20 protein-coding genes and 1 tRNA gene are annotated in these 23018 nt (G+C 39.1%); 10 read left to right on the top strand and 11 right to left on the bottom strand.

Annotation, left to right across the window (positions count from 1 at the left end; translation table 11 throughout):
- The first annotated feature begins 537 nt into the window (after nucleotides 1–537).
- Complete coding sequence (locus tag EDC24_RS07925) at nucleotides 538–924, top strand: type II toxin-antitoxin system PemK/MazF family toxin (protein WP_124221396.1); 387 nt, start codon at nucleotides 538–540, stop codon at nucleotides 922–924.
- Between the two features lie 545 nt (nucleotides 925–1469).
- Complete coding sequence (locus EDC24_RS07920) at nucleotides 1470–1805, top strand: hypothetical protein (RefSeq protein ID WP_170158510.1); 336 nt, start codon at nucleotides 1470–1472, stop codon at nucleotides 1803–1805.
- 1195 nt (nucleotides 1806–3000) lie between these two features.
- Here EDC24_RS07920 and EDC24_RS07915 read toward each other — a convergent pair.
- A complete protein-coding gene (locus tag EDC24_RS07915) occupies nucleotides 3001–4464 on the bottom strand; it encodes a hypothetical protein (RefSeq protein WP_124221392.1) in 1464 nt (487 codons plus the stop codon).
- 495 nt (nucleotides 4465–4959) lie between these two features.
- On the opposite strand from EDC24_RS07915, the gene EDC24_RS07910 reads away from it, so the two are divergent.
- On the top strand, nucleotides 4960–5397 hold the full coding sequence (locus EDC24_RS07910; protein ID WP_124221390.1) for a hypothetical protein: 438 nt from the start codon (nucleotides 4960–4962) through the stop codon (nucleotides 5395–5397).
- Between the two features lie 50 nt (nucleotides 5398–5447).
- A complete protein-coding gene (locus EDC24_RS07905) occupies nucleotides 5448–6104 on the top strand; it encodes a hypothetical protein (RefSeq protein WP_124221388.1) in 657 nt (218 codons plus the stop codon).
- Nucleotides 6105–6146: 42 nt separating this feature from the next.
- On the opposite strand, the gene EDC24_RS07900 is transcribed toward EDC24_RS07905, so the two are convergent.
- Together EDC24_RS07900 and EDC24_RS07895 are read right to left on the bottom strand one after the other, a co-directional pair.
- Nucleotides 6147–7178: a tyrosine-type recombinase/integrase gene (locus tag EDC24_RS07900; RefSeq protein WP_124221386.1), complete on the bottom strand. Its 1032-nt coding sequence runs from the start codon at nucleotides 7176–7178 to the stop codon at nucleotides 6147–6149.
- 156 nt (nucleotides 7179–7334) lie between these two features.
- Nucleotides 7335–7406, bottom strand: a tRNA-Arg gene (locus EDC24_RS07895).
- 230 nt (nucleotides 7407–7636) lie between these two features.
- Here EDC24_RS07895 and clpP point away from each other — a divergent pair.
- Entirely contained in the window at nucleotides 7637–8215 is a 579-nt protein-coding gene (gene clpP, locus EDC24_RS07890; RefSeq protein ID WP_124221384.1) for an ATP-dependent Clp endopeptidase proteolytic subunit ClpP, read from the top strand.
- Between the two features lie 43 nt (nucleotides 8216–8258).
- On the opposite strand, the gene EDC24_RS07885 is transcribed toward clpP, so the two are convergent.
- From EDC24_RS07885 to EDC24_RS07875, 3 genes are all read right to left on the bottom strand, one after another.
- Nucleotides 8259–9593 (bottom strand): short-chain fatty acid transporter, encoded by a 1335-nt coding sequence (locus EDC24_RS07885; RefSeq protein ID WP_124221383.1) that lies wholly within the window; start codon nucleotides 9591–9593, stop codon nucleotides 8259–8261.
- Nucleotides 9594–9822: 229 nt separating this feature from the next.
- Complete coding sequence (gene panF, locus EDC24_RS07880) at nucleotides 9823–11265, bottom strand: sodium/pantothenate symporter (RefSeq protein ID WP_124221381.1); 1443 nt, start codon at nucleotides 11263–11265, stop codon at nucleotides 9823–9825.
- Nucleotides 11262–11537, bottom strand: coding sequence for a YhdT family protein (locus EDC24_RS07875; protein WP_124221379.1), 276 nt, complete (start codon nucleotides 11535–11537; stop codon nucleotides 11262–11264). Before EDC24_RS07875 ends, panF begins: the two co-directional genes overlap by 4 nt.
- Before the next feature lie 303 nt (nucleotides 11538–11840).
- Here EDC24_RS07875 and EDC24_RS07870 point away from each other — a divergent pair, with 303 nt between their 5' ends.
- The 5 genes from EDC24_RS07870 (at nucleotide 11841) to EDC24_RS07850 (ending at nucleotide 18729) form a co-directional block, all read left to right on the top strand.
- Nucleotides 11841–12719 carry an ATP-binding protein gene (locus EDC24_RS07870; RefSeq protein WP_124221378.1) on the top strand — a complete coding sequence of 293 codons (879 nt, stop codon included), beginning with the start codon at nucleotides 11841–11843 and terminating at the stop codon, nucleotides 12717–12719.
- Between the two features lie 10 nt (nucleotides 12720–12729).
- Nucleotides 12730–14637 carry a vWA domain-containing protein gene (locus tag EDC24_RS07865; protein ID WP_124221376.1) on the top strand — a complete coding sequence of 636 codons (1908 nt, stop codon included), beginning with the start codon at nucleotides 12730–12732 and terminating at the stop codon, nucleotides 14635–14637.
- 214 nt (nucleotides 14638–14851) lie between these two features.
- Complete coding sequence (locus tag EDC24_RS07860; RefSeq protein WP_124221538.1) at nucleotides 14852–16039, top strand: CaiB/BaiF CoA transferase family protein; 1188 nt, start codon at nucleotides 14852–14854, stop codon at nucleotides 16037–16039.
- A 15-nt stretch (nucleotides 16040–16054) separates the two neighbouring features.
- Nucleotides 16055–17269, top strand: a complete 1215-nt coding sequence (locus tag EDC24_RS07855; protein ID WP_124221374.1) for an acyl-CoA dehydrogenase family protein — start codon at nucleotides 16055–16057, stop codon at nucleotides 17267–17269.
- Nucleotides 17269–18729, top strand: a complete 1461-nt coding sequence (locus EDC24_RS07850) for an NAD-dependent succinate-semialdehyde dehydrogenase (RefSeq protein ID WP_124221372.1) — start codon at nucleotides 17269–17271, stop codon at nucleotides 18727–18729. Before EDC24_RS07855 ends, EDC24_RS07850 begins: the two co-directional genes overlap by 1 nt.
- Before the next feature lie 45 nt (nucleotides 18730–18774).
- Here the strand turns inward: EDC24_RS07850 and EDC24_RS07845 are convergent, their stop codons facing one another.
- From EDC24_RS07845 to EDC24_RS07825, 5 genes are all read right to left on the bottom strand, one after another.
- Entirely contained in the window at nucleotides 18775–19515 is a 741-nt protein-coding gene (locus EDC24_RS07845; RefSeq protein ID WP_124221370.1) for a hypothetical protein, read from the bottom strand.
- Nucleotides 19512–20228 (bottom strand): hypothetical protein, encoded by a 717-nt coding sequence (locus EDC24_RS07840; RefSeq protein WP_124221368.1) that lies wholly within the window; start codon nucleotides 20226–20228, stop codon nucleotides 19512–19514. The genes EDC24_RS07845 and EDC24_RS07840 overlap by 4 nt, the downstream gene beginning before the upstream one ends.
- Before the next feature lie 73 nt (nucleotides 20229–20301).
- Complete coding sequence (locus EDC24_RS07835; RefSeq protein WP_124221366.1) at nucleotides 20302–20616, bottom strand: DUF3870 domain-containing protein; 315 nt, start codon at nucleotides 20614–20616, stop codon at nucleotides 20302–20304.
- Nucleotides 20613–21332: an IclR family transcriptional regulator gene (locus EDC24_RS07830; protein WP_124221364.1), complete on the bottom strand. Its 720-nt coding sequence runs from the start codon at nucleotides 21330–21332 to the stop codon at nucleotides 20613–20615. The genes EDC24_RS07835 and EDC24_RS07830 overlap by 4 nt, the downstream gene beginning before the upstream one ends.
- Nucleotides 21333–21844: 512 nt before the next feature.
- Entirely contained in the window at nucleotides 21845–23017 is a 1173-nt protein-coding gene (locus tag EDC24_RS07825) for a saccharopine dehydrogenase family protein (protein ID WP_124221362.1), read from the bottom strand.
- Between the last annotated feature and the right edge of the window lies 1 nt (nucleotide 23018).

Here is a 23018-nt window from a genome sequence, read left to right as displayed (position 1 = left end):
AAATATTTAAATAAATCATACCATAATATACCTTATTTTCAATTTGATGCTCAGACCATTTATTGTAAAAACCTTTTAAAAACTTATGCTACTGTTTTTTTATTATAGAACACCATAAAAAACAAGGTTCTACAAAGATATGATTATTAAAAATAAGTATATCTTTGTGCTAAAAAGAATAAAAAATGAATACGAATTCCATGTAATTAATAAAAATATAAATAAAAACACTGATAAACGATGATTTATAGGAAAATATAAGAGAAAACGGGAATTTATATGAGAAGTGATAATTGTCTTAAATTGATAGTTTTTTGCTAAGAAAGGGTTTAACTAAGAAGGAGACGGTCAAGCTCTTAACTCCAATTCTAAAGTATTTCTCTTAGTTCACTCATCAGTTATTTTTGAAATTCCTTAAATAAAAATAAAATTTTTTTAGTTTATAAGCGAGGCCCTTCCCTTCAAAGTTTTCATCTTTTTTCACACATTTAAATTATTCATGGTATAAGATAATAAAATTGAAAGGATGAAAAGAGAATGAGAATTAAACGAGGAAATATACATTATGTTAATTTCAGCAGTAATAGAGGTTCTAGCATCCAAAGGGGAGTTCGTCCAGCATTAATATTACAGTGTGATGCTGGGAACAAGCACAGCACTACAACCACTGTAATCCCAATTTCATCTAAACAAAAAGGATTACCAATGCATGTGAGAATTGATAAATCTGATTGCAAAATGGGCGAACTTGAATGTACGTCTTATGTTTTTTGCGAACAAATACGTGTAGTTAACCAGGATGACGTACATAGTAAGATTTGTGTCGTTCATAAAAATGTTTTAGAACGTATTCACACTGCACTTATGATTCATTTAGGGTTCAAAAAAAACAAAGAGAAAAAAGAGAAACTAGCAACAGTATAAAATGAGAAGTTTTCATTGAATTGAAGAAAAAGAAGGAATGAAATAAGAAAAAAGAAAGAAATGCAATTGAGTTGACTTGTTCTTCTAAATTCACTTCTCTCGATAGAGTTCACATAGATAACAATATTGAAAAAAGAAGTCGAATAAAGGCTTCTTTTTTATTTGTTATTAACACAATGGTCAGAAAAATGACTCAGAAACTACATTTTTATAATGAAAATTCAAAATAACCATTCTAAACTAATAGACTAACTTACAGCACTTCAGTTTTGAAGTGTTGTTGTTAATTATTGGCATTAAAATATCTATAAATTTCCAATGATAATATTTATAACTTTGTTCAAACTATCATGGTAAGAAATCAAATCTCATTGTGAGAGGATATTAAATATGGCTGTTAACTTTCCGACTCCAGGTTTTTTATTACCAGTATTTAACGTTTGTGAACATAGTTATTCAGAATTAACCAATAATAGCGCAGCATATATTATTTCTGCCCTTCCAACAAGATATGTTCAGTATATAATATAATTAATCACCCAAATATGAATGAAGTTCCAAAACACATGGAGCCTATAGAAATTTACATTGGTAAAGCAGGCAATTTCAGAAGAAGAACACACGATTACCTTAATATTATTAATAGTGGACAAACACCTAATAATGTGAATTGTTATGTAGCTGATTTATTAAAAACCTATCCACCTGAATGTTTCTATATAACATGGCTAGAAAATGTTGCATATGAAGAAATTGAGTATTATTCAATTAAAGGTAATAATAAACAAATTGATACAACTTTCTTAGTTAATACTGAAGGACGATATGGTGGTAAAAAAGCTGCTGAACTTAATTACAAACTCTTAAGGGTAATGTTGTAAACATAATTTTTTTAGTTGAATTTACTTACCATACTAAATAAATTTAATAATTATTTGTTTTGCTTTTCTAGTTTAATATTAGTTAATGTTATAACTATCAATGTTATAACCCAATCGTTTATGAAAAATCAATTGCTAATAACATTGAATTGAGCAAAGCGAAATGGGTTGGTAACAACATTTTTGCGAAGGGAGTGAAGTGACAGACTACCCCCTTTTTCGAGGGTAGAATGTGCATTTACCGAAATTTTTAGCTCGGTCGTTCGCTCCATCAAATGAAAACACCGTTTTTTCAACAAGTCGCCCAGGTCCTGCTTTACCGACTACGCTACCACAGCGTATGTTTTCACCTACCTTGCTTTCGCAACAGGCACGGGGTGTGTGTTCAGATTGTTTAGTAAACAAAAAGACACTCTGGGAGTGTCCCGCCCCTCTAACGGGCTACTCCACGAGGGTGAGTCGTGGCCGCAGGATAGACGTGTAAACCCCCGGATACTTTTTTTCGTCTTTGCTAATAAAATAATTATTCATTTTTTCAACTCTATTAATACTATTTCGAAATAAAATCAAAATACCTTCCCAAAAATTTTAAATTTTTCAATCTATGTAATTAAAATGTTTAATAAACTTTTCCACAACAATTTGCTGCTATTTACATATATTTAAACTTTTTTTGAGTTTCGATTCACTTTAATTATTTGACTGACTTAAAAGTAAAGTTCAGAAAATGCCTTATACAATAATCCACCCTTAATTAAAATAAAATAAAAAACGTTAATCCTCCCTGGATTAACGTGCACATTAGCTTAATATGAAATTATATAAATACGTTGGTTAACTTTGAATTAAAATAAATACACACTATTAATTAAATTATTGGATATTTCCTCAAATATCTTTTATCACATTTTCTTCTGATTGTGTTTATCAGTAAGATTATATAATAAGTTCAAGACTAAAGGATTCAGTAATGATTATTAAAAAACGAAATGTTCCCCTAGACTTCACATTAATGTTAGTAGTAGCAATTGATAATTTCTCTGAATTAAAAAAACACTATTTAATTTCATTATGCAATGCAAACACAATCATTTGATGTGTTTAATCAACCTATGACCTAAGTTATATTTGGTCAATTGTGTTACCGTATAAAGCTACTAAAACATTACTCAGAGGATGTGTAGTTGGATACTATCTAGGCTGTAGAAGCAGACGGTTTATTATCATTTCTAGCATCTATAAGTATAATATTCTCCTCACCTGATAACTTTAACTCACTCAGAATTCTATTTACCCTACCCAGTTCTTGTTCAGAAAAATAAAGAATAACTTTTATTGATTTTTTTGTAACGTTAGCCTTCTCATATACCTCCACTTGTTTTTTAAGGTTTCTCTTTAGTTGTGAATTACTGGCTAACTTAAATTCAATTAACGTCTTATCTTTATTGCCTCTGGATATTTTGTAATCAACTGGACCTCGCCCATTATTTACTTCCCTATTGACATCTGATTCAGTTGCAAACCATGTTAACCTATATAAAATTTGAAGGTCGTCTTCTTTTTTTATTGGCTTTCCTTTGGAATAGAATATACGATATCCATCGTTGTTTTCAATTACGTTCTTCATGAACATGACTCTTTTCAATGATTCTTCAATTGTGTCGTCCTTCGTTTGATAGAACTCTGTCTCTTTATCGAGCAATGTAATAAGATATTTGAAATTTTCAACATAAAAACTAGAGGATTCTTTCACCTTTTCAATACTAGATTCTTCAGCCTCATCCCCTCGTTCTTCCTTATATTTGATATAATAATCCACAAATTCTGGATACTCAGCTATAACTCGACTGACAGCAAGACTTCTGTCTTTTTGTGAAGGTTTTTTGGGGAGTATAGACATAAAATAATTATTAACTTGGAACCTTAATTGTTCGTTATCAAAACTCTCAGGAATTAGAGAAAAATCCTTTACCATATCTATTTTATTTATCCATGTTTCGTCCTTAGTTAAGATATCAACTGGTGATAACAGCACATAATCACCTTTAATAAAAGGCAATTGAAAAGTATCACTCTCCCATGTTTCAGTTCTATAGTTAAACCTAACATTATTTACTGAAACCTTTTTAACATACTCTTTTTCCAAGTGTTTTAAAGCAAACGTTTGAGTATACTTCAGTAAATATTCATGAATCAACCTTGTAGTAAAATCACTTATACTGTCTTTCCCCACCTTTTCTTTAATTATACAAAGCTTTTCCAGATGGCTACTCTCTGTTACTTTTTCTTCTCCGAAATTTGAAAGTACATTATTTAAATTGGAGTATAATGCTTGTGCGAAATCTTCACCTAAACCATTGCCTCCATTACCACTCTTAGAAAAGCCGAGCCAGTTTTGCTTAATTTCAGGAAACATAAACCAGGCCTTCAAAAGTCCAGGAGATATCTTTTTCTCTTGCGCTTTATCCCTTAAGAATTTAAGGTATTTAATCATGCCCTCATGTAATTCTTGATACTCCGTTTTTCTACTATTAAAGAGCAGGAAAGGGTCAATAAATAGTGGAAAGTCATTAATCAATGAGACGTCAAATGCTCCATAATCCTCAATCACTTTTGCTTCAATATTAAAAAAGTCAGAAAAATAAACGTCTACACTCATTGCAAAAACCCCATTCATTAAATTGTTGTATTGTTAATTATATCCAATTATATAGTAAGCATCAACAATAGTCTGAATATTCCTACATGATTTGACTTTATCTAACATAATTTATTCTAATAAGCCTAAAGAAAAATAAATACCGATGCACCTAACAAATGAAAGTGATTAATCAGGTGGAGAATAAGAAATAACATAAAATCTGCATAATTGAACAAAAATATATCATCGATAAATATTCCATCCTAGATATATAGAACTAGCCTTCTAAAAGATTTACATTGGTCTAATGACGATGGCATCAATTTAAAATTACACTACTTAAATAAAAGTTATTAATTTTACTGATAAATGTTGATTTAACAACGTTCATGTCCACTTATAAAAAATTCTCAAAAATTAAATTGCGATTTTTCCCAAAATTTCTTTTGAATTGATACGATTATTATAGAGCAATTATTCAACTAATAAATTTTTAGAAAGGATGAATGTAAAATGAATAACCCATCATGTCACAGTCAGTACAACGAATCGAGAAAGGAGGAAGAAATCTTACATATACTCGAAGATTTCAATAAACAATTTGAAGAATTCATCAATGAGATAAATACATCAACATCCCAGGTTAGAAATGATGTTTCAAAAGAAACAAAACAAAAAATCTATGGGTGCCAAGAATGTTCAGAGAGTATAAATTCAATGCACGATTTTTGCGAAAAATGTCAATGGGAAATGTACATAGATGAACAAGTGGAAGCAATTCAAGAAGCAGAGGAAATAGAACTAAAAGAGGAAATTGAATATTGGAACAATTGTAGTGACACAAAATCAATGATTAATAACCCTTATATAAACGAAATACTTTCGGATAATGAAATTAAAGCTTTGGAATATTACTCTGAACTAAACGAAGAAAACGGTTATACATATTAAAAAGATTTTTTGTAAATTATTAAAAATATTACATAGAAAGGAAGACTAATATGGCAATATATAAAATGAAATGGAAAGAAAGATTTAAAGAAAGTGGATTTGTTAAAAAATTCAAAGGATTTAACTTTAAAAATGACAAGGGAATTTACACAGGTTACTTAGAACCAAGTGAAGGGAAATTTACTGCTTGTCGGAATGGATTAGCAATCTTTGATTTAGAACCAGGTTGTTGGTACATTATTCAGAATACTGATAGTTTTAGACCCAAATATTACTATGTCACACCAGACGATAAAATTATTGAAAAACAATTTCATGATATAAAAAAATATTTTTCGGATAATAATAATGAACACTTTTCTTCTAATCGCTCTGGTTCAATAGAATATAAATTTACAAAAGGTTTGTATCAAAATCATTCTAAACAGAACAATACAGAAACACTTAGTAAAGAAACCATATTTTTAATTGATAATTGTGAAATAGCCTTTTGCTATTTAGAAAAGAATAAAGAAATAGCAGCTGGTATGTTAATCACAGTCTATAATTTTGCTGAATTAAATATGTTGTGTGATAAATTCAAACAAATAAAAAACCTATTCAAACAAGGAAAATCGAAGAATGAAGTTAAGGAAATTTTATTGAATAATAAAAATGATAATATCGATACAGCTGATGATATACTCAACCAATTTGATGTATCATAAATGAGAAGCCTTTGAGGCTTCTCATTTTTTCTCCAAAAATTTTTAATCAATTCCTTTTTCTATTGATTCTTTTAAATCTGGACCATAAATTGCTACGTATCGTTTTAACATATCAAGCGATGAATGACCCAAATACTGCTGAACGACAAAGATATTAACACCTGCTGCAATTTTGTTCCTTGCAAATGTTCTTCGAAACGCGTGAGGTGAAGCACTAACTTCCCTTTCCACACCAGTCTTTCGACTGTAATGCTTTATTTGTTGTTGTAACAAACGGTTACTAATCGAGCCACCATCTACAGATATAAACAAACAATCATTATCACTCTGCCCTCTTATTTCTTTAATCCATATACTCAGTAACTTGTTCAAGCGTTTACTCATAGGTATTCTCCTAGGATTTCCGTTCTTATTAATCCTAAACAAGATAGTACCCTCAACTAAATCAACATCTGTAAGCTTCAATGCGACTAATTCACCAGCTCTACATCCAGTATCAGATAATGTCGTCATTATACAGACGTCACGAAAACCAGGGAAAGTGTGTAAATCTGGAGCAGCTAATAGTTTTCTTAATTGATTTTGGCTAAAAGTTGGCCCAACCTCTTGACGTTTACGGAGTTGTTTTACATTTTTGGCAGGCGACTCAGAAATATAAGAACGTTCAACAGCCCAGTTTAATAGTGCTTTTATCGCAATTAATCTAGTATTAATCGTACTAACTGCATAACTCTTTTGCTTCATAAATCGAATAACTTCATATATATGATTCTGAGTTAAGTCAACCAAATCATTTTCAATTGGTTCAGTTATACCTAAGTCAATTAAATGAAATCTAAATTGTTTTAACTCTTTTGTATAATATTTTAAAGTATCATATCTTAGTCCTTTAAGTTCACAATAGTCTAGAAAAGCTTCGATAGCACTTTCTAATGGTAATTGCTTTCGTTCAATCCCCTCTTTTTTAACTTCTAATTGCTTAACTGCTTCGAGGGCCGAATCGTCAAGTTGCATTCGATTTTTTCGACGGCTCTGTTTGTTATTGGAATTTTTCTCACTTGCATTTTTTCGCATAAAAATTTTCTCCTTTCAAACGCGAAATGCAAGTAGAAAAAAAGGAGCACGTGTTAGTACTTCGTGTTATTTTCAAAAATTATATAGTCGGGTTTTCGGGGTGCTTTCGAATGTATTCAAACGTCTCGAAAGCAGTCATGACGTGGGTTTAGGTAACGCCCTCGGAGGGAATCGAACCCCCATCGTGAGAACCGGAATCTCATGTGTTATCCGTTACACCACGAGGGCATGTAGCAATAAATGCATTTGTAATTATACTTCTAGTTTCGATATAATTCAAGTATGCAATTGGTTGAGATTTTTGATTGGATTGGCATTTTCAGACGTTTATTTTCATATTTATATGGGAAAATTGAAAGTGTTAAAGTTGGTAAGTTTTTTGTTTGACCTTTATTGACCAAACGAGTAAGATATTAAGTGAAGACATAATTTGAAGTTGTAAAAGGAGGAAATTGAGAATGAATTTAATTCCTACAGTCATTGAACAGACTAACCGCGGGGAACGTGCTTACGATATTTACTCACGCTTACTTAAGGACCGTATCATTATGCTTGGTGGTCCAGTTGACGACAACATTGCGAACTCCATCGTTGCGCAAATGCTTTTCTTAGCAGCTGAAGATCCGGATAAGGACATTTCATTATACATCAACTCACCTGGTGGCTCGATTACAGCAGGTATGGCGATTTATGATACGATGCAATTCATTAAGCCTAATGTATCAACGATTTGCGTTGGTATGGCAGCTTCTATGGGTGCATTTTTACTTGCTGCTGGTGAAAAAGGCAAACGTTATGGTCTACCAAACAGTGAGGTCATGATTCACCAACCATTAGGTGGTACGCAAGGTCAGGCTACTGATATTCAAATCCACGCTAAGCGTATCGTTGAAATGCGAGAGAAAATCAACCAAATTCTTGCTGATCGTACAGGTCAGCCTTATGAAGTGATTGAGCGTGACACCGATCGCGACAACTTCATGTCAGCTGAAAAAGCGAAGGAATATGGCTTAATTGATGAAGTAATGGAAAAATAAAATGTTAAGGGGTGAGCCCGTGTGAGGCTCACCCCTTTTTTGTTTAAAAGATTAATAAACCAATCGCAATTGGGAAAAAGCTGTACATTAAAATAATTAAACAGAAACCCATAATGTCTTTAACCTTAAGGCCTGCGATTGCTAGTAATGGTAATGCCCAGAACGGCTGAATCATGTTCGTCCAAGCATCTCCCCAAGCAATTGCCATCGCTGTTTTTACCGTGTCAACACCTAAACCTTGTGCTGCATTAATCATAATATCCCCTTGTACCGCCCATTGGCCGCCGCCGGATGGAACGAAGAAGTTGACAATACCAGCACTTAGGAAAGCGAAGACTGGGAACGTCACTTCATTGGAAATGCTTACGAACCACTCGGTCATGGCAACAGACATGCCCGAACCTGCCATCATACCCATAATCCCGGCATAGAACGGGAACTGAATAATGATGCCTCCCGCGTTTCGTACGGCATCGTAAACACTGTCTAAGAATCGTCTAGGCGTTTGGTGGAATAAAATACCGACAAACAATAAGATGAAGTTTACGATATTAATGTTTAAATCAAAGCCATTAATCGCGAAATGATAAACAATAAATGATAGCCCTAATAATCCTACGAGATACGCAATGATTTTACTGTGCTCGAGTCGGTCAGCCGGTGTCAGTTCAGCCTGATCAACCGTTGCCGCTTGCTCCTTGTATGAAGTTTGTGCATCTAAAATAGCTGGGTCGATATTCGTATGACTTTCACTATTTTTCATAATGAACCAATTGACTAAAGGAAGTGTTAAGACTAATACAACAACGATAAAGATATTTAACCAACCGAATAATGACTCCGTAACTGGGATTGTCCCCATTGTTTCAACTAGTGGGTGATCTTCTAAAGCGATTGTGAGTGGAACGGAACCTGATAATCCTCCATGCCAAACTAAGAACCCACTGTAAGCGCTTGCAACTAATAGTCTAAAATCTACGTTTGGAACGCGTTTCACGACGTGGATTGAAAATAATGCGCCGACGACCAGTCCGAAACCGTAGTTAATGAGACAGGCAATAGCCGACACAAACGTCACTAACATAACTGCTTGACTTGGTGTGTTCGCGAATTGGCTTAAACCGGATAAAGCTTTTTTCACAACTGGTGTGTTCGCCACGACGTAACCTGTGATAACAACGAGTGACATCTGCATGGCGAAAGCTAATAAGTTCCAAAAATCTCCTCCCCAGTAAGCGACCATATTAGTCGGTGTACTGTCGGTAAAAATGAAGCCAAGTAAAAAAACTAAAATCGTTAATAAGATCGCAAATAAAAAGGCGTCTGGTAAGTACCGACGAACCATTCGGTCTGAGAAGTTTGTTAATTTTTTAAACATATTGTTTCTCCCTCCTATTTATAAAAATATGGTGACAATATTCTAATTTGATACTTGGAGGGTGAATTCCTGCTGTGTTTATGCAACCCATTTTTGAATTTATGCGCTGCTTTTTTGGATTTATGCGCTACGATTTTTGTCGAACGGTTCCTTTTCCAAATTTTATGCGCCCTTTTTAGGGTGTTTATGCGCTCTTTTTCCATAAAAAAATCCGGGAGTTAACCCGGATTTAGGCTACTTGAGATTTTTTCCGAAAGGCCATGCTAAAGAGTACAAAGGCAAACAACGATAAGAACACTGGCAGGGTCACAGTGTGGACTCCTAGCAAGTTGCCATACGCTTCGTTGTAAAAATGAATGCCGATATACGAGCCAATGCCTGTGATCATTGAGGCGATGGCGCCGTATTTATTACCGTCTTGCCAGTAAAGTCCGAGGACGACTGGCCAGATGAAGGCCGCTTCTAAGCCACCGAAGGCAAATAAGTTTAAGAAGATGATAAACTCTGGTGGTTCGATGGCTAGTAAAAAGACGATAATGCCGATAATCGCTGTGACGCTGAAGCTGACGTTTTGGACATTTTTTCGTGTAGCTTCAGGTTTGATGTAATTGACGTAAACGTCCTTGACGACAGATGAGCTAACTAACAACAAGAGTGAGTCCACCGTTGACATGATGGCGGCGAGTGGTGCTGCCAGTACGAGTCCGGCAAGCCACCCTGGTAAGACTTCGAGTGCAATCAACGGAATGACTTGATCAGCCACTTCAATGCCAGGTAAAACGGGTCTTGCGAACACACCGATTAAATGCATGTTAAGCATAATGAAACCGACCACGATCGTTCCGATGATCAAGGCGCGGTGCATGGATCGTGAATCACGGTATGACATCGCACGGACAGCGACTTGCGGAAGACCAATGACACCAACACCCACTAAGATCCAGAAAGATGATACATATAAAGCCGATAAATTTCCATCGTTACCATATGGTGTGACAAGGTTCGGGTTTTCGTTGGTTAAGTCTGTGAAGATTTGATCTAAACCACCACCTGCGATAATCACGCCGATTAAAAGGAGTAATGTTCCGAAAAACATAACGATTCCTTGTAACGTGTCGGTCACTGACACAGCTCGGAACCCACCGATGACGACGTAGACTAATACAGCAATCGCGAAAATAAATAGTGCGCTTGTGTAGCTTAGTCCAGTGATCGACTCAATTAAGTATGCGCCACCGATCCACTGGGCAGCCATCGCTGAAAATAGAAATATGATAATGCTAAAGGCTGCAAGGATTACCACAGTAGAACTTTGGTAGCGTTCCTTTAAAAAGTCGGTTAACGTCACGGCTTTGTAGCGTCTAGTGACGATCGCGAATTTTTTCCCTAAAATAAGCAGGACAAAGTAACCTGTCGCCACTTGGGTCATGGCAAGTAAAACCCAACCGAGGCCAATTGAATATGCGGCACCCGGTCCTCCTAAGAAACTGGATGCACTTCCGTATGTAGCAACCATGGTCATTGCGAGCACTAATCCTCCGAGCTCACGACTGCCAACAAAATAATCTGCTAAGAACGATTTTGATTGCGATAATTTTTTATTAGACCAAATACCGATTAAGAAAATAATCACTAAAAATAACACTAATGGTACTAATACATCCCAATTCATTCAGACTGCTCCTCCCTTCCCTCATCATCAAGAGGAACATCTGTTAATAAAAACTTCACGACAACAATCACCAAAATCACCATGACGATGAACCCGATGATACAGCTCCAGAAAAACCAAGCCGGGAAGCCTAGAATATAGGAATATTCATCTGGCGATTTATTGCCTAAGCCATACGCAAATCCGTACCACCATAGGAAATTAATCAAGGCTAGCACGACACCAATGAGTGCCTCACTATGTGCGATACGGAAGCGACGGTCCTTCCCCATTTTGAAATCCTCCCCTATCGAGTTTGAATCTATTATACCATGCATCGTATTTTTTAAGACAATTTTCTAGTTCGGGAGTAAAGTCATTGTGTTCGGGAGTTTCCCCATCCTGTTCGAGAGTAAAGTCTTTGCGTTCGAGAGTATTTCTTTCCTTTTCAGGAGCATAGCTTCTGCGTTCGGGAGTATTCTCCGCTGTTCGAGAGTAATCATTTTTAACCCTTACTGTTTAACGGTCTAGCATTTTATGTAGTACAATTCGGTTAAGGAAAAGTTTCAACCTACACAACTCGAAAGGAGTCCGACATGGATCTTACACAAAATTTACCTAATGACATCAAGCAATTGATTGATCAACATAAAAACAAGGCCGATACCGATTTTGATTACTTAATTGGTGAGAGTGGTTATATTCCGAGTCAAGAGAGTGTTTTAATTGATATCATCGCGGCGCTTTCTCAAGGAAAAAATGTTTTGCTCAAGGGGCCGACGGGGTCTGGTAAAACGAAGCTTGCGGAAACCCTCTCCTCCCTTTTTAATCAACCACTTTTTAGCGTGAACTGTTCGGTTGATTTGGACGTGGAGAGTTTTGTTGGCTTTAAAACGATTGACTATAAGGACGGAAAGCAGATAATCGATTTTGTGCCAGGGCCGTTAGTTCAGGCGATGAAAAATGGGCATTTTTTATATATTGATGAGATTAATATGGCTAAGCCTGAGACGCTGCCGATTATTAACGGGGTGCTCGATTATCGTAGGCAGATTACGAATCCGCTGACGAATGAAATGATTCGTGCTAAGGAAGGGTTCAACGTGATTGCAGCAATTAATGAGGGCTACATTGGAACCACGCGCTTGAACGAGGCGCTCAAAAACCGTTTTATTGTGATCGATGTCTCGTATCTTCAAGGGGATGAGCTAAAACAGCTCATTAAAGATCATACTGATTTAAATGATGAAAAACTGATTCAACAGTTCGTGCAGTTATCAAGCGATTTAATTGAAGCGACTCAGCAAGGTCGGGTTTCAGAGGATGCGGCGAGTATTCGGGCACTGTTAGATGCATGTGATCTAAGTGCCATCATCCCGCCCAAACGTGCGATTTTGCGAGCAATTATCGACAAGCTTGAAGACGACCGTGAAAAAGAAGTCGTTCGAAATTTAGCTGAAACGTTATTTGAATGAGGGGTCACATATGATTAAATTCAACAATTCAATTATTGATGCGAAGCTATTCGCTGAGCTTCAAGACATGGCGATGGTTTTATCGAAAGTGCCGGACCTCGAATTCGACTACCAGTTTGGTCATTATGTGCATTTTGAAAATCGCAAACTATCGGCTAGTCATTTCTGGGACCACTTCGAAGATCGCGAGCGAATAGCGGGTTATAAATCGGACGTCCTTCTTCGTGCGCTTGGGACGATGACGGACACGAACTTATCCGACTTTCAGGACATTCAAGACGAAGTCCAGACAACTGAACGCCCTAATTTTTTAACGGAATTATTTACGTTACTTGAAGATTTAAGGCTAGAAGACCGGATCCGCCAAAAGCGACCTGGTGCGATTTCTTGGTTTAAAATGAGAACTAAAACGTACACAAAATACTTCCGCACGCAGCTTGAGACCAATGTGACGCGCAATTTTCCAACTGACGAATTATTTTGCCTGATCTATCTGACCTTAACGAACGATTCACCCGTTCAGTCGTTTCCGAAAGCTAATCGTAAGCAACTGGATATGTTAGAAAAAATTAAACCACTGTTATTTCAGACGTTTGAAGCTCGTTCGACAAAAGATATCGTCAGCATTAGTCTTCAAATTGATGGTTCATTGGCTGAGGATCGTGATGCGATCAATCGTTATTTTGTGTTGCCGATTAAAACGGACGTACAATTTCAAAACGACCTGCTGTTTGATGAATTAATGCGTACTGATCCTTTAACGAATGACGACATGGAAGACGTTGAGGATCAGGATGAGGTCATGGATGAAAAATTTTCGACATGGCATCGTGAAAATGAAAATAGCGACCGACAGCAAAGCTTCATGCGCTACGAGCTCGATCAAGGCACGAAAACAAATATTTTAGGCGACGGCGCGCGTGAGACTGAGGAAGGCGATCAAGCGATGGCGAGCGTCCAAGGGTTTTCGGCTGAAAGTAAAGAGTACGATTATTCAACGCTTGAGAATTTAGAGGAGAAGAAAAATGAGCGACAGGAAAGTCAGGCCAGTCGTTACGGCAAGGAAAATTTGTATGCTGAACAACACGATATAGAACCCGAACCTGTGGCACCTGAAGACCGGGAGCGTTATCAAGAGTTTGTCTCGGATATTCAACCTGAAAAATTAAAACTGAAGCGAACGATTGATGAAGCACTCGAACATAAACAAAATGCGGCTCGCGATCATTTATTAACGGGACGTTTGTCTAAAAAACAGCTCCTTCCACTGATCATGGATGATGATGCGCGTGTATTTTATAAAAAGGACCACGAGTCAAAAGAGATTGATGCGGTCTTTACGCTACTAATTGATTGTTCAGCGTCGATGGTGAACAAAATGGATCAGACGAAGCGTGCGGCAGTTTTATTCCATGAGGTTTTAAAAGAGCTTCGGATTCCGCATACCCTTATCGGTTTTTGGGAAGATGGATTCGAAGCAGATGATGAGAGTCAGCCGAACTACTTTCACCGGGTTATTTCTGCGGAACAATCACTAGACCCGAAGTCTGGCGCTGAGATTGTGCAGTTGGAATCGCAGGAAGATAACCGCGATGGCTACAGCATACGTGTGGCAGCAGAAGAATTGCAACAACACCAAGCTGAACATCAAATTTTACTCGTCTTTTCTGACGGCGAGCCGTCCGCTTGCAATTATAGTGAAAATGGCATTATCGACACGCACGATGCCGTGTTAGAAACGCGGAAACGCGGACTTGATGTTATTGGCGTTTTCTTATCTGAGGATCAAATTGATGAGCAAGAAGCGTTAATGATGAAAAATATTTACGGGCGTGAACACTTGCTGGTAGAAGGCCTTGAAGAATTGCCCGACGCCCTTTCCTTTTTACTACGAAAAATTTTATTATCGACCATTTAGATTATTTACAAAATATTTTGAATAATTTATAATGAAGACAATTGAATCCCTTCGAACAACAACTGTTCCATCTGGCCCCAAACCAATGCCCGGTTTGGCTCAACAGATGAGAAGCCAGTTTTAATCCAGTCACCGTGGATTAAAACTGGCTTTTTTTAGTTGGTGTGTCGTTTTGAACGAGGGGATTTTGAGCACTTAGAAAGGAGTGAGTCAACTGGCAAAAACGTTAGAAGGCATTCGGGTACTAGATTTATCACGCGTGCTGGCGGGACCCTATTGTTCTATGATTCTAGGTGATTTAGGAGCTGAGGTGATTAAAGTCGAAGCCCCGGGCGGCAGTGATGAGACGCGTAAGTGGGGCCCTCCTTTTCAAGAAGAAGTTAGTGCCTACTATCTATGCGCCAACCGCAATAAAAAAAGTTTGACTGTCAACTTGAAAACGCCAGCAGGTCAACAGATCATTAAGAAGCTCGTGCAAAATAGCGACGTTTTATTACACAACTTTAAAACTGGCACGATGGATAGGCTTGGATTAAGTTATGAAAACTTAAAATCTATCAACCCTAAAATCGTCTATTGTTCGATTACGGGGTTTGGTGAAACGGGGCCGTATCAAAACTTCCCTGGCTACGATTTTATTATTCAAGCGATGAGTGGGCTGATGAGTATTACGGGTGATGAATCCTCAGGTCCGCAAAAAGTCGGTGTGGCGATTACGGATATTTTAACAGGGTTGTATGCGGCGATTGGCATTCAGGCAGCGCTCCTTGAACGTACTCGGTCAGGACAAGGGCAAAAACTCGACCTCTCACTCTATGACTCTGCGGTGAGCTCTTTGATCAACATTGCTAGTAATTACTTGATGTCAGGTGAGATTCCTGAACGGCTCGGAAATCATCATGCGAATATCGTTCCTTATCAAACGTTTAAAACGAGCGATGGCGAGATGGTCGTTGCGGTTGGGAATGATCAACAGTTTGCGAAGCTGACTCAGATGGTGGGGCTTCCTGAGTTATCGAGTGATCCTAAATTTTTAACTAACCCAGACCGTGTCGATTATCGCGATGAGCTTACAACACTTTTGCAGGAACGTTTTTTACAACATTCAACCGAGTACTGGACTAGGCGGTGCCGAGACAACCACATCCCGTGTGGTCCGATTCAAAACTTACAAGACTTAGAAAACGACCCACAGCTTAAAAGCCGGGATATGTTAATCGAAGCGGATCATCCAACAGCAGGTAGTATACGAATGGTTGGAAGTCCGCTTAAACTATCACGCACAAACGTTAACTACCAACACCACCCACCTGATGCTGGTGAGCATACCGACGAGATTTTAAAGCAACTCGGGTTTGACGAGGACACATTAAAGGATTATCGAAACCATAACATTATATGAGGAGGAATTGTTTAGATGGATTTTGAATTAACCAATGAACAAAAGTTGTTAAGGCAGACGGTGAGACAGTTTGTCGATCAGGAGATCAATCCTTACATCCAAGAATGGGAAGAACAAGGTGCATTTGACCCCAATATTTGGAAGCACTTAGCTGACCTAGGATTAATGGGAGTTTGTATTCCTGAAGCATATGGCGGCTCAGGCATGGATTATAATTCGCTCGCCATCGTTTGTGAAGAGCTCGAGCGTGGTGATACCGCTTTTCGAACGGCCGTTTCGGTTCATACTGGCCTTAACAGCCTAACGTTACTCCAATGGGGAACCGAAGAGCAAAAGCAGCAATACCTTGTTCCGCAAGCTAAAGGTGAAAAAATTGGGGCGTACGGCTTAACCGAGCCTAGCGCAGGGTCTGATGTGGCTGCGATTCGTACGACAGCTAAAAAAGAAGGCGATTACTACATTTTAAACGGGCAAAAAACGTGGATTTCGCTATGCGATCAAGCGGATCACTTTTTAGTTTTTGCCTATACAAATCCGTCTCAAAAGCATAAAGGCATTTCGGCTTTTATCGTTGAGCGAACGATGCCTGGCTTTTCATCGAAAGCGATTAAGGGCAAACACGGCATTCGCGCTGGGAATACCGGCGAAATCTTTTTCGATGACATGCTCGTGCCAGCGGAAAACTTACTTGGCGAAGAAGGTGAAGGTTTTAAAATTGCAATGTCGGCGCTTGATAATGGTCGTTTTACCGTGGCGGCTGGTGCTTGTGGCCTCATTGAAGCGTGTCTTGAAGCGAGCGTAAACTATTGCCATGAGCGCGAAACATTCGGCAAACCGATTGGTAAGCATCAGCTCGTCCAACAAATGATTGCCAAAATGGAAGCCGGCCTTCAGATGAGTCGGTTGCTCGTCTATCGTGCAGGTGAACTGAAAAACAAAGGAAAACGTAACACGCGCGAGACGTCCCTTGCGAAATGGCAGGCGTGCGATTTTGCCAACCAAGCCGCCGATGACGCGGTTCAAATTCATGGGGCTTACGGTTATTCCAATGAATACCCTGTTGAGCGCTACTTAAGAAACTCTAAAGCACCCGTCATATACGAAGGCACCCGTGAGATTCACACCGTAATGCAAGCTGAATATGTATTGGGCTACCGTCAGGACAAAGCATTAAACCAAATGCTTCCGGCGTGGCCATTTGATCAAAACGAATCGTTACAAAGGAGATGATGAAGTTGTCATTAGTTGAGACAAAAGTTTCGAGTTTATTTATCAACGGAGAATGGCGCGATGCGATATCGGGCCAAACAGACACCGTCGTCAACCCAGCAACGCTTGAGCCGATTAGTGAAGTCGCTTATGGTGGTGAAACGGAGACACATAACGCGATCAAAGCTGCGAGAGATGCCTTCCCTGAATGGTCATCGATGAGCCCACGAAAACGTTCTAGAATCTTATACAAAGCTCACCAGCTCATGTTTGACAACCTAGACCGTTTAGCAGAAATTTTAACGACTGAACAAGGCAAACCTTTTAAAGAAGCGCGTGGTGAAGTCAAATCTGCAGCCAGTTTCTTGCTTTGGTACGCTGAGGAAGCGAACCGCGTTTACGGCGAATGGATTCCGTCTTCACAAACGCAAAAACGAATCCTCGTCGTCCCACAACCTGTTGGCGTCGTCGGTGCGATTACGCCGTGGAATTTTCCATCATCGATGATTACCAGAAAAATAGGTCCTGCTCTTGCTGCTGGCTGTACCGTTGTGCTAAAACCCGCACCTGAAACGCCACTTTCGGCAATTGAAATCGTGAAAATTTTTGAAAAAGCTGGATTGCCAAAAGGTGTGTTGAACTTAGTCACAGGTGATGCTGAAGCGATCGGAAATGCGATGCTGACGAATCAGGATGTACGATTAATTACGTTTACAGGTTCGACGGAAGTTGGAAAACATTTGATGCGAGAAAGCGCCGATCATGTTAAAAAGCTATCACTTGAGCTTGGCGGGCACGCTCCGATTATCGTGTTTGACGATGCAGACCTTGATATAGCCGCTAAGATGACCCTTGCTAGTAAATACCGAAACGCAGGCCAAACATGTATTTGCGCGAATCGCGTGTACGTTCACGAGTCCGTTTACGATAAGTTTTCTCAAAAACTATTAGAACACGTCGCCGCACTATCCATGGGTGATGGCACGGAACCTGATACTGATATCGGACCACTCATTAACGAGCAGGCCTTGCAAAAAGTAAACGACCACCTCGAGGATGCAGTCAGTCATGGAGCTGAAGTGTTGTACGGTGATTCTGATTGGCAAAGCGACCTTGGTGGATACTTCTTCCCACCAACCGTTGTCAAAAACGTTACCAACAACATGAAGGTCATGAACGAAGAAACGTTTGGCCCTCTTCTTCCACTTCAAGTGTTCAATGACGAAGATGACGTCATCGCTCAAGCTAATGATACGGTTTACGGTCTAGCAGCTTACATGTTTAGCGAAAACCTCGACCGATCACTTCGGGTCATGGAAAAGCTTGATTACGGCATCGTTGGCGTGAACGACGTCTTCCCTGCGACAGCTGAAGCACCATTCGGAGGCATCAAACAATCCGGCATGGGCAAAGAAGGCGGTCACCACGGAATTCATGAATTTGTAGAACAAAAATATGTTTCGATTGGGATGCATAACTAACATGAAAGGGCTTAGTGACTAACATCACTAAGCCCTTTATAAGTATTATTCTTCTAATTCTAGCGAATCTATAAACAACACGAAATCTGTTTGAACGTGTCCGTTTGAAAAACCCGCTCCATTCGCAGAGTTTTCAGGAAAAACTGTTTCACCATTTTTGTTTAGTGGTTGATACCCGAACTGCACTTTCGGATCTTGAAACATAAAGCCAAAATGCATGTCGGGATTTTTTTGTTCAGCTAACGCGTTAATCTGACTCGCTAATGTTCCCCAGTCATCAGAGAATTCATACACGCCATATGTCTCATCACTGGCAGACACTTTTTCTTCAACTTGTATTCTCGGAATGTATGTATGCTCACCAGCCGACACGTGATAGCTACGATCTCGAATTAAATAAAACGTTATATCTTGAACGTCGTCATCTGGATGAAAGTTCCAAATGATATAGGTTGAAATTACATCATCATCTGTATTCCAAACTCTCGGGTCGCCATCTGTACTTATTCTAATTGGACGCCACTTACGTTTATCCCATTTCCAATAACTCACACCATACATGTCATTACTTGATATGAATGGCACAAATACATGTTTATCATCCAACTGAATCGTATCCTGAATCTCTTCAGCATTCGCTCGATCAAAAAGGTCGTTCATTTCCTCAATCAGTTGTTCATCTTCAGGAAAAGCGGTTGGTTCAGAAAAGAAATACCAATAAATTAGAAATAGCGTAACCACAAGCAAAATAGTAGTAATGCTAATAATTTTCGTTAATTTGGTCATTCAACTCCCTCCTTTAACAGGGAGTCTTCTGAACGGAAATAATACTGGTGATCAGATGATGTGACAAGAAGTCCTTTACCATCATGTTCAACATAAATCATCGTCTCAAGATCACTGCCCCACTTAGGTTCAACACCTGTCAACAAATAAGGGAAACGAGCGTCAACTTCATTTGAATCAGGATCTGGATTATGCGTTAAATCATTATACCAATCGATACTTCTAATTGAGTCGCGTTGCATCGAGTCTATTTTGGGCTCAAGGTCATCGAGTGACACGTCATCACCTGATGGGTGAATTTTCATAACAGAAGCGTTTTCTACATCAGACATATAAGTCGATAACTCTTCTTCTGGATACATAAAGTGGTCCACTGGAAGGACAAGTAATTTAGTTATAATAAAAAGAAAAAGACTTAAAAATCCTAACCAGGCAAATGGTTTGTAAATCGGCCATATTTCGGTGTTATCTGTCCATTTAAATATGAGGATTAATAACCAAACGCCGAGTGGTAATATGGGTATGCTTAAACTAAATTGAGTAAATGTAAAGCTGAAATCAAATGAGAACATCCCCACAACCACAATGATTAAAGCAGCCCACCACTTAGGCTTCTCATCTAACTTTTGATAGACAACATAGATTAATATAATTATGATGAACCATGCTAGTAGCAAAGATAAACCTTCTGTAAAACTCGTTATTCCCAACATAAATTTAATCCCTTTCAGTTTTTACAAAATCTCCTTTATCTTAACACAAAATTCCAAGTAACTGAATATTAGATTAAATTTTTCCCAGTTGGGTTTCGTATTGTTTATGTAAATCTTTCAAAGCAGACATTAAGGCATTGCAGGCCTTGCCTTGATACCTCTCTTCGATCCACTTCAATGGTTCCTCGATTCCATCTTTCAAACTATGACCTTTTAACAGCTCACTTATAAAATCCCGTCCGTGAGAGGTCGCTAACGTACAGTTAGCTTGAACGATCACACCATACTTTCGGTCTACTTCGACTGTAATGGTTAAACTTTCATAAACGTTTTGCGCCGCCATTCCAGACGGCAGTTTAGCATGTCCTGCGATAAAAATAGTATTCAAGAATGTCCCTCCTTTTTTGCGTACCCTAAGCATCGTGAAATCTCATCAGCTGTTTTTTTAGTTTCAACTTTAATAAACGTTAGATGATCACCTTCAAAATGGCTAGACAACCCACTTACAGTGAGCGCTGCTACAACATTTCCGCTATGGTTATAAATTGGGTAAGATAACCCTGTTGTATCAAGGTCCTGCTCACCTACACTCATCGCATACCCCTGCTGTCTAATCTGTTCCACTTCTTCTATGAGACTCTCATCTGGTAAAACTCTCATTTGCTCAGTTTGAGGTAAGTGTGCCAACAATAGTTTGGGTCCTGACCCTTTATACAGTGGCGCACTTTTTCCGACTTTCGTATACAGCCTTAACGCTCGCCTGCTTTCGACTTTTTCAATATACGTTGCATGGTCGCCGTGCAATACGACTAGGTGTACCGCTTCGTTGATCGACTGAGCCAAATTGGTCATTAACGGCTTTGCGAGTTGCCTTAGGTCGAGTTGGTGCGATACTAAATGTCCTAATTCTAGTAGTTTTAATCCCAGACTATAGCGTCCGTCATGCCCTATTATGTAACCCATTTCTTCAAGTGACTGAAGCAAACGGTATGCTGTCGGTTTCGGCAAATTTGATTGGGTCGCAATCTCTTTTAACGTTAGCTCCTGCGTCTCTTCGCTGAATAAATTTAAGATTTTCAAAGCCTTAATCACACTCTGGTTCATATAACCCCCTCAATCTTATAGTGGGCCTTCTATTGAAGGCCCACCTGCTTTCGAGAGATTTCTTCTTGAGTTCGGGAGATTATCCTCCCTGTTCGAGAGATTCACCCTCGCGTTCGAGAGATTCCCGCCGTTCTCCAGCGGGTACGTTTCCTTCTCCAGCGGGTACGTTTCCTTCTCCAGCGGGTACGTTTCCTTCTCCAGCGGGTACGTTTCCTTCTCCAGCGGGTTCCGTTCTCCAGCGGGTACGTTTCCTTCTCCAGCGGGTACGTTTCCTTCTCCAGCGGGTACGTTTCCTTCTCCAGCGGGTACGTTTCCTTCTCCAGCGGGTACGTTTCCTTCTCCAGCGGGTACGTTTCGGCGAAAGGGGTTTCACCCTTTCGCCTCACCACCCCCTCTTAATCAACCCTGAAATGGAGAGTACTCGATTATCGGTGCAAACAGCTTGGTCCCATCCCGTTCGAGAGATTTTCTCTCAGGTTCACCTCTTGAGAAAAATTCTCCTCAAGCTTTAATTAAGTTTTCGCAACTAACGAACTCTCAGAGCGACTTTCCTTAATATGAACGTTACGCTTCGCCATCTCATCTATATAGGCACGGCCTGGAACGATTTGTTCTGGCGGATAGACACCGCGTTTCGTAATCGTGCCGTTTCCGATCATTTGAGCCACAACGGAAATCGTGTTAGCTGTTGCCTGCGCCATGGCTGTTACATTGTGCATCCGATCTTTAAACGTCGCCATTTCATATTGATACTCGACAGGGGTATCATTTTCTTGACCACCGACACCGACTCTTAATAGGACTGCGTCATCACGGTCTTTCAAGTCAACAACAGGCTCGAGCACTTTCAACAATACATCTCTAGGGCGTACAGGCATCCCGTTAATGTCAACTTCATAATCATTGCGAGTTAAGTTTAAATCGACTAATAACTTAAATTTCTCTGCGTGCCCGCGGTAGCGAATCGTTTTGTACTCCAATGTTTTAATATCAGAAAACGTCAGTGGCAACGTCGACGTTCCACCCGACGTATGGAAGGCCTCAAGCGGACCAAATTTTTCAAAATGAAGTGTTTCAACCTCAGTTAAGGCTGGCACTTCCACCTTTTCTCCGTTTCGAATGATTAAAGCCGGGTCTGTATAATGATCGAACAAACCTTCCATCGAGAAAACATGATTGTACTCAAGCGGTGGCTCTGGCTGAACCGGAATACCGCCGACAAATAGTTTAATTGACTCTAGTTCATTAAGTTTACTAGATCCATAACCTGATAAAATATTAATCATCCCCGGTGCGACGCCTAAATCTGGAATGACCGTTACACCGGCTGCTTGTGCGTCATCTTTTAGCTCCAATACACGGTCCGTTATATGGCCAATATGTCCGCCTAAATCAACCGCGTGTGTGCCGACTTCAATAGCGGTCTTCGCGACGATTTCATTAAAACTATAAAACAACGCGTTAATAACGACATCATATTGTTTCAAAAATTGACCAAGTTCTTCAGGATTGCCTGCATCCACCTTAAACGCTTCAAGCTTCGATGAATTTAGCGTGTCACATACGTGATTCGCACGCGCTAAATCAATATCGGCTAACCCCACTTCATAAACACCTTCACTCTTCACCAAGTCCCGTGCCGCTTCTTTTCCCATTAATCCTGAACCTAATACTGCTACTTTCACG

The organism is Aquisalibacillus elongatus (genome assembly GCF_003843875.1).
Classification (GTDB): domain Bacteria; phylum Bacillota; class Bacilli; order Bacillales; family Alkalibacillaceae; genus Aquisalibacillus; species Aquisalibacillus elongatus.
The sequence above is the reverse complement of the archived record's forward strand: the minus strand, read 5'-3'. Positions and strand labels throughout refer to the sequence as shown.

Coding starts and splice junctions, on each gene's coding strand:
- EDC24_RS07925 (WP_124221396.1), top strand. CDS start 538: ATGAGAATTAAACGAGGAAATATACATTATGTTAATTTCAGCAGTAAT.
- EDC24_RS07920 (WP_170158510.1), top strand. CDS start 1,470: ATGAATGAAGTTCCAAAACACATGGAGCCTATAGAAATTTACATTGGT.
- EDC24_RS07915 (WP_124221392.1), bottom strand. CDS start 4,464: ATGAGTGTAGACGTTTATTTTTCTGACTTTTTTAATATTGAAGCAAAA.
- EDC24_RS07910 (WP_124221390.1), top strand. CDS start 4,960: ATGAATAACCCATCATGTCACAGTCAGTACAACGAATCGAGAAAGGAG.
- EDC24_RS07905 (WP_124221388.1), top strand. CDS start 5,448: ATGGCAATATATAAAATGAAATGGAAAGAAAGATTTAAAGAAAGTGGA.
- EDC24_RS07900 (WP_124221386.1), bottom strand. CDS start 7,178: ATGCGAAAAAATGCAAGTGAGAAAAATTCCAATAACAAACAGAGCCGT.
- clpP (WP_124221384.1), top strand. CDS start 7,637: ATGAATTTAATTCCTACAGTCATTGAACAGACTAACCGCGGGGAACGT.
- EDC24_RS07885 (WP_124221383.1), bottom strand. CDS start 9,593: ATGTTTAAAAAATTAACAAACTTCTCAGACCGAATGGTTCGTCGGTAC.
- panF (WP_124221381.1), bottom strand. CDS start 11,265: ATGAATTGGGATGTATTAGTACCATTAGTGTTATTTTTAGTGATTATT.
- EDC24_RS07875 (WP_124221379.1), bottom strand. CDS start 11,537: ATGGGGAAGGACCGTCGCTTCCGTATCGCACATAGTGAGGCACTCATT.
- EDC24_RS07870 (WP_124221378.1), top strand. CDS start 11,841: ATGGATCTTACACAAAATTTACCTAATGACATCAAGCAATTGATTGAT.
- EDC24_RS07865 (WP_124221376.1), top strand. CDS start 12,730: ATGATTAAATTCAACAATTCAATTATTGATGCGAAGCTATTCGCTGAG.
- EDC24_RS07855 (WP_124221374.1), top strand. CDS start 16,055: ATGGATTTTGAATTAACCAATGAACAAAAGTTGTTAAGGCAGACGGTG.
- EDC24_RS07850 (WP_124221372.1), top strand. CDS start 17,269: ATGAAGTTGTCATTAGTTGAGACAAAAGTTTCGAGTTTATTTATCAAC.
- EDC24_RS07845 (WP_124221370.1), bottom strand. CDS start 19,515: ATGACCAAATTAACGAAAATTATTAGCATTACTACTATTTTGCTTGTG.
- EDC24_RS07840 (WP_124221368.1), bottom strand. CDS start 20,228: ATGTTGGGAATAACGAGTTTTACAGAAGGTTTATCTTTGCTACTAGCA.
- EDC24_RS07830 (WP_124221364.1), bottom strand. CDS start 21,332: ATGAACCAGAGTGTGATTAAGGCTTTGAAAATCTTAAATTTATTCAGC.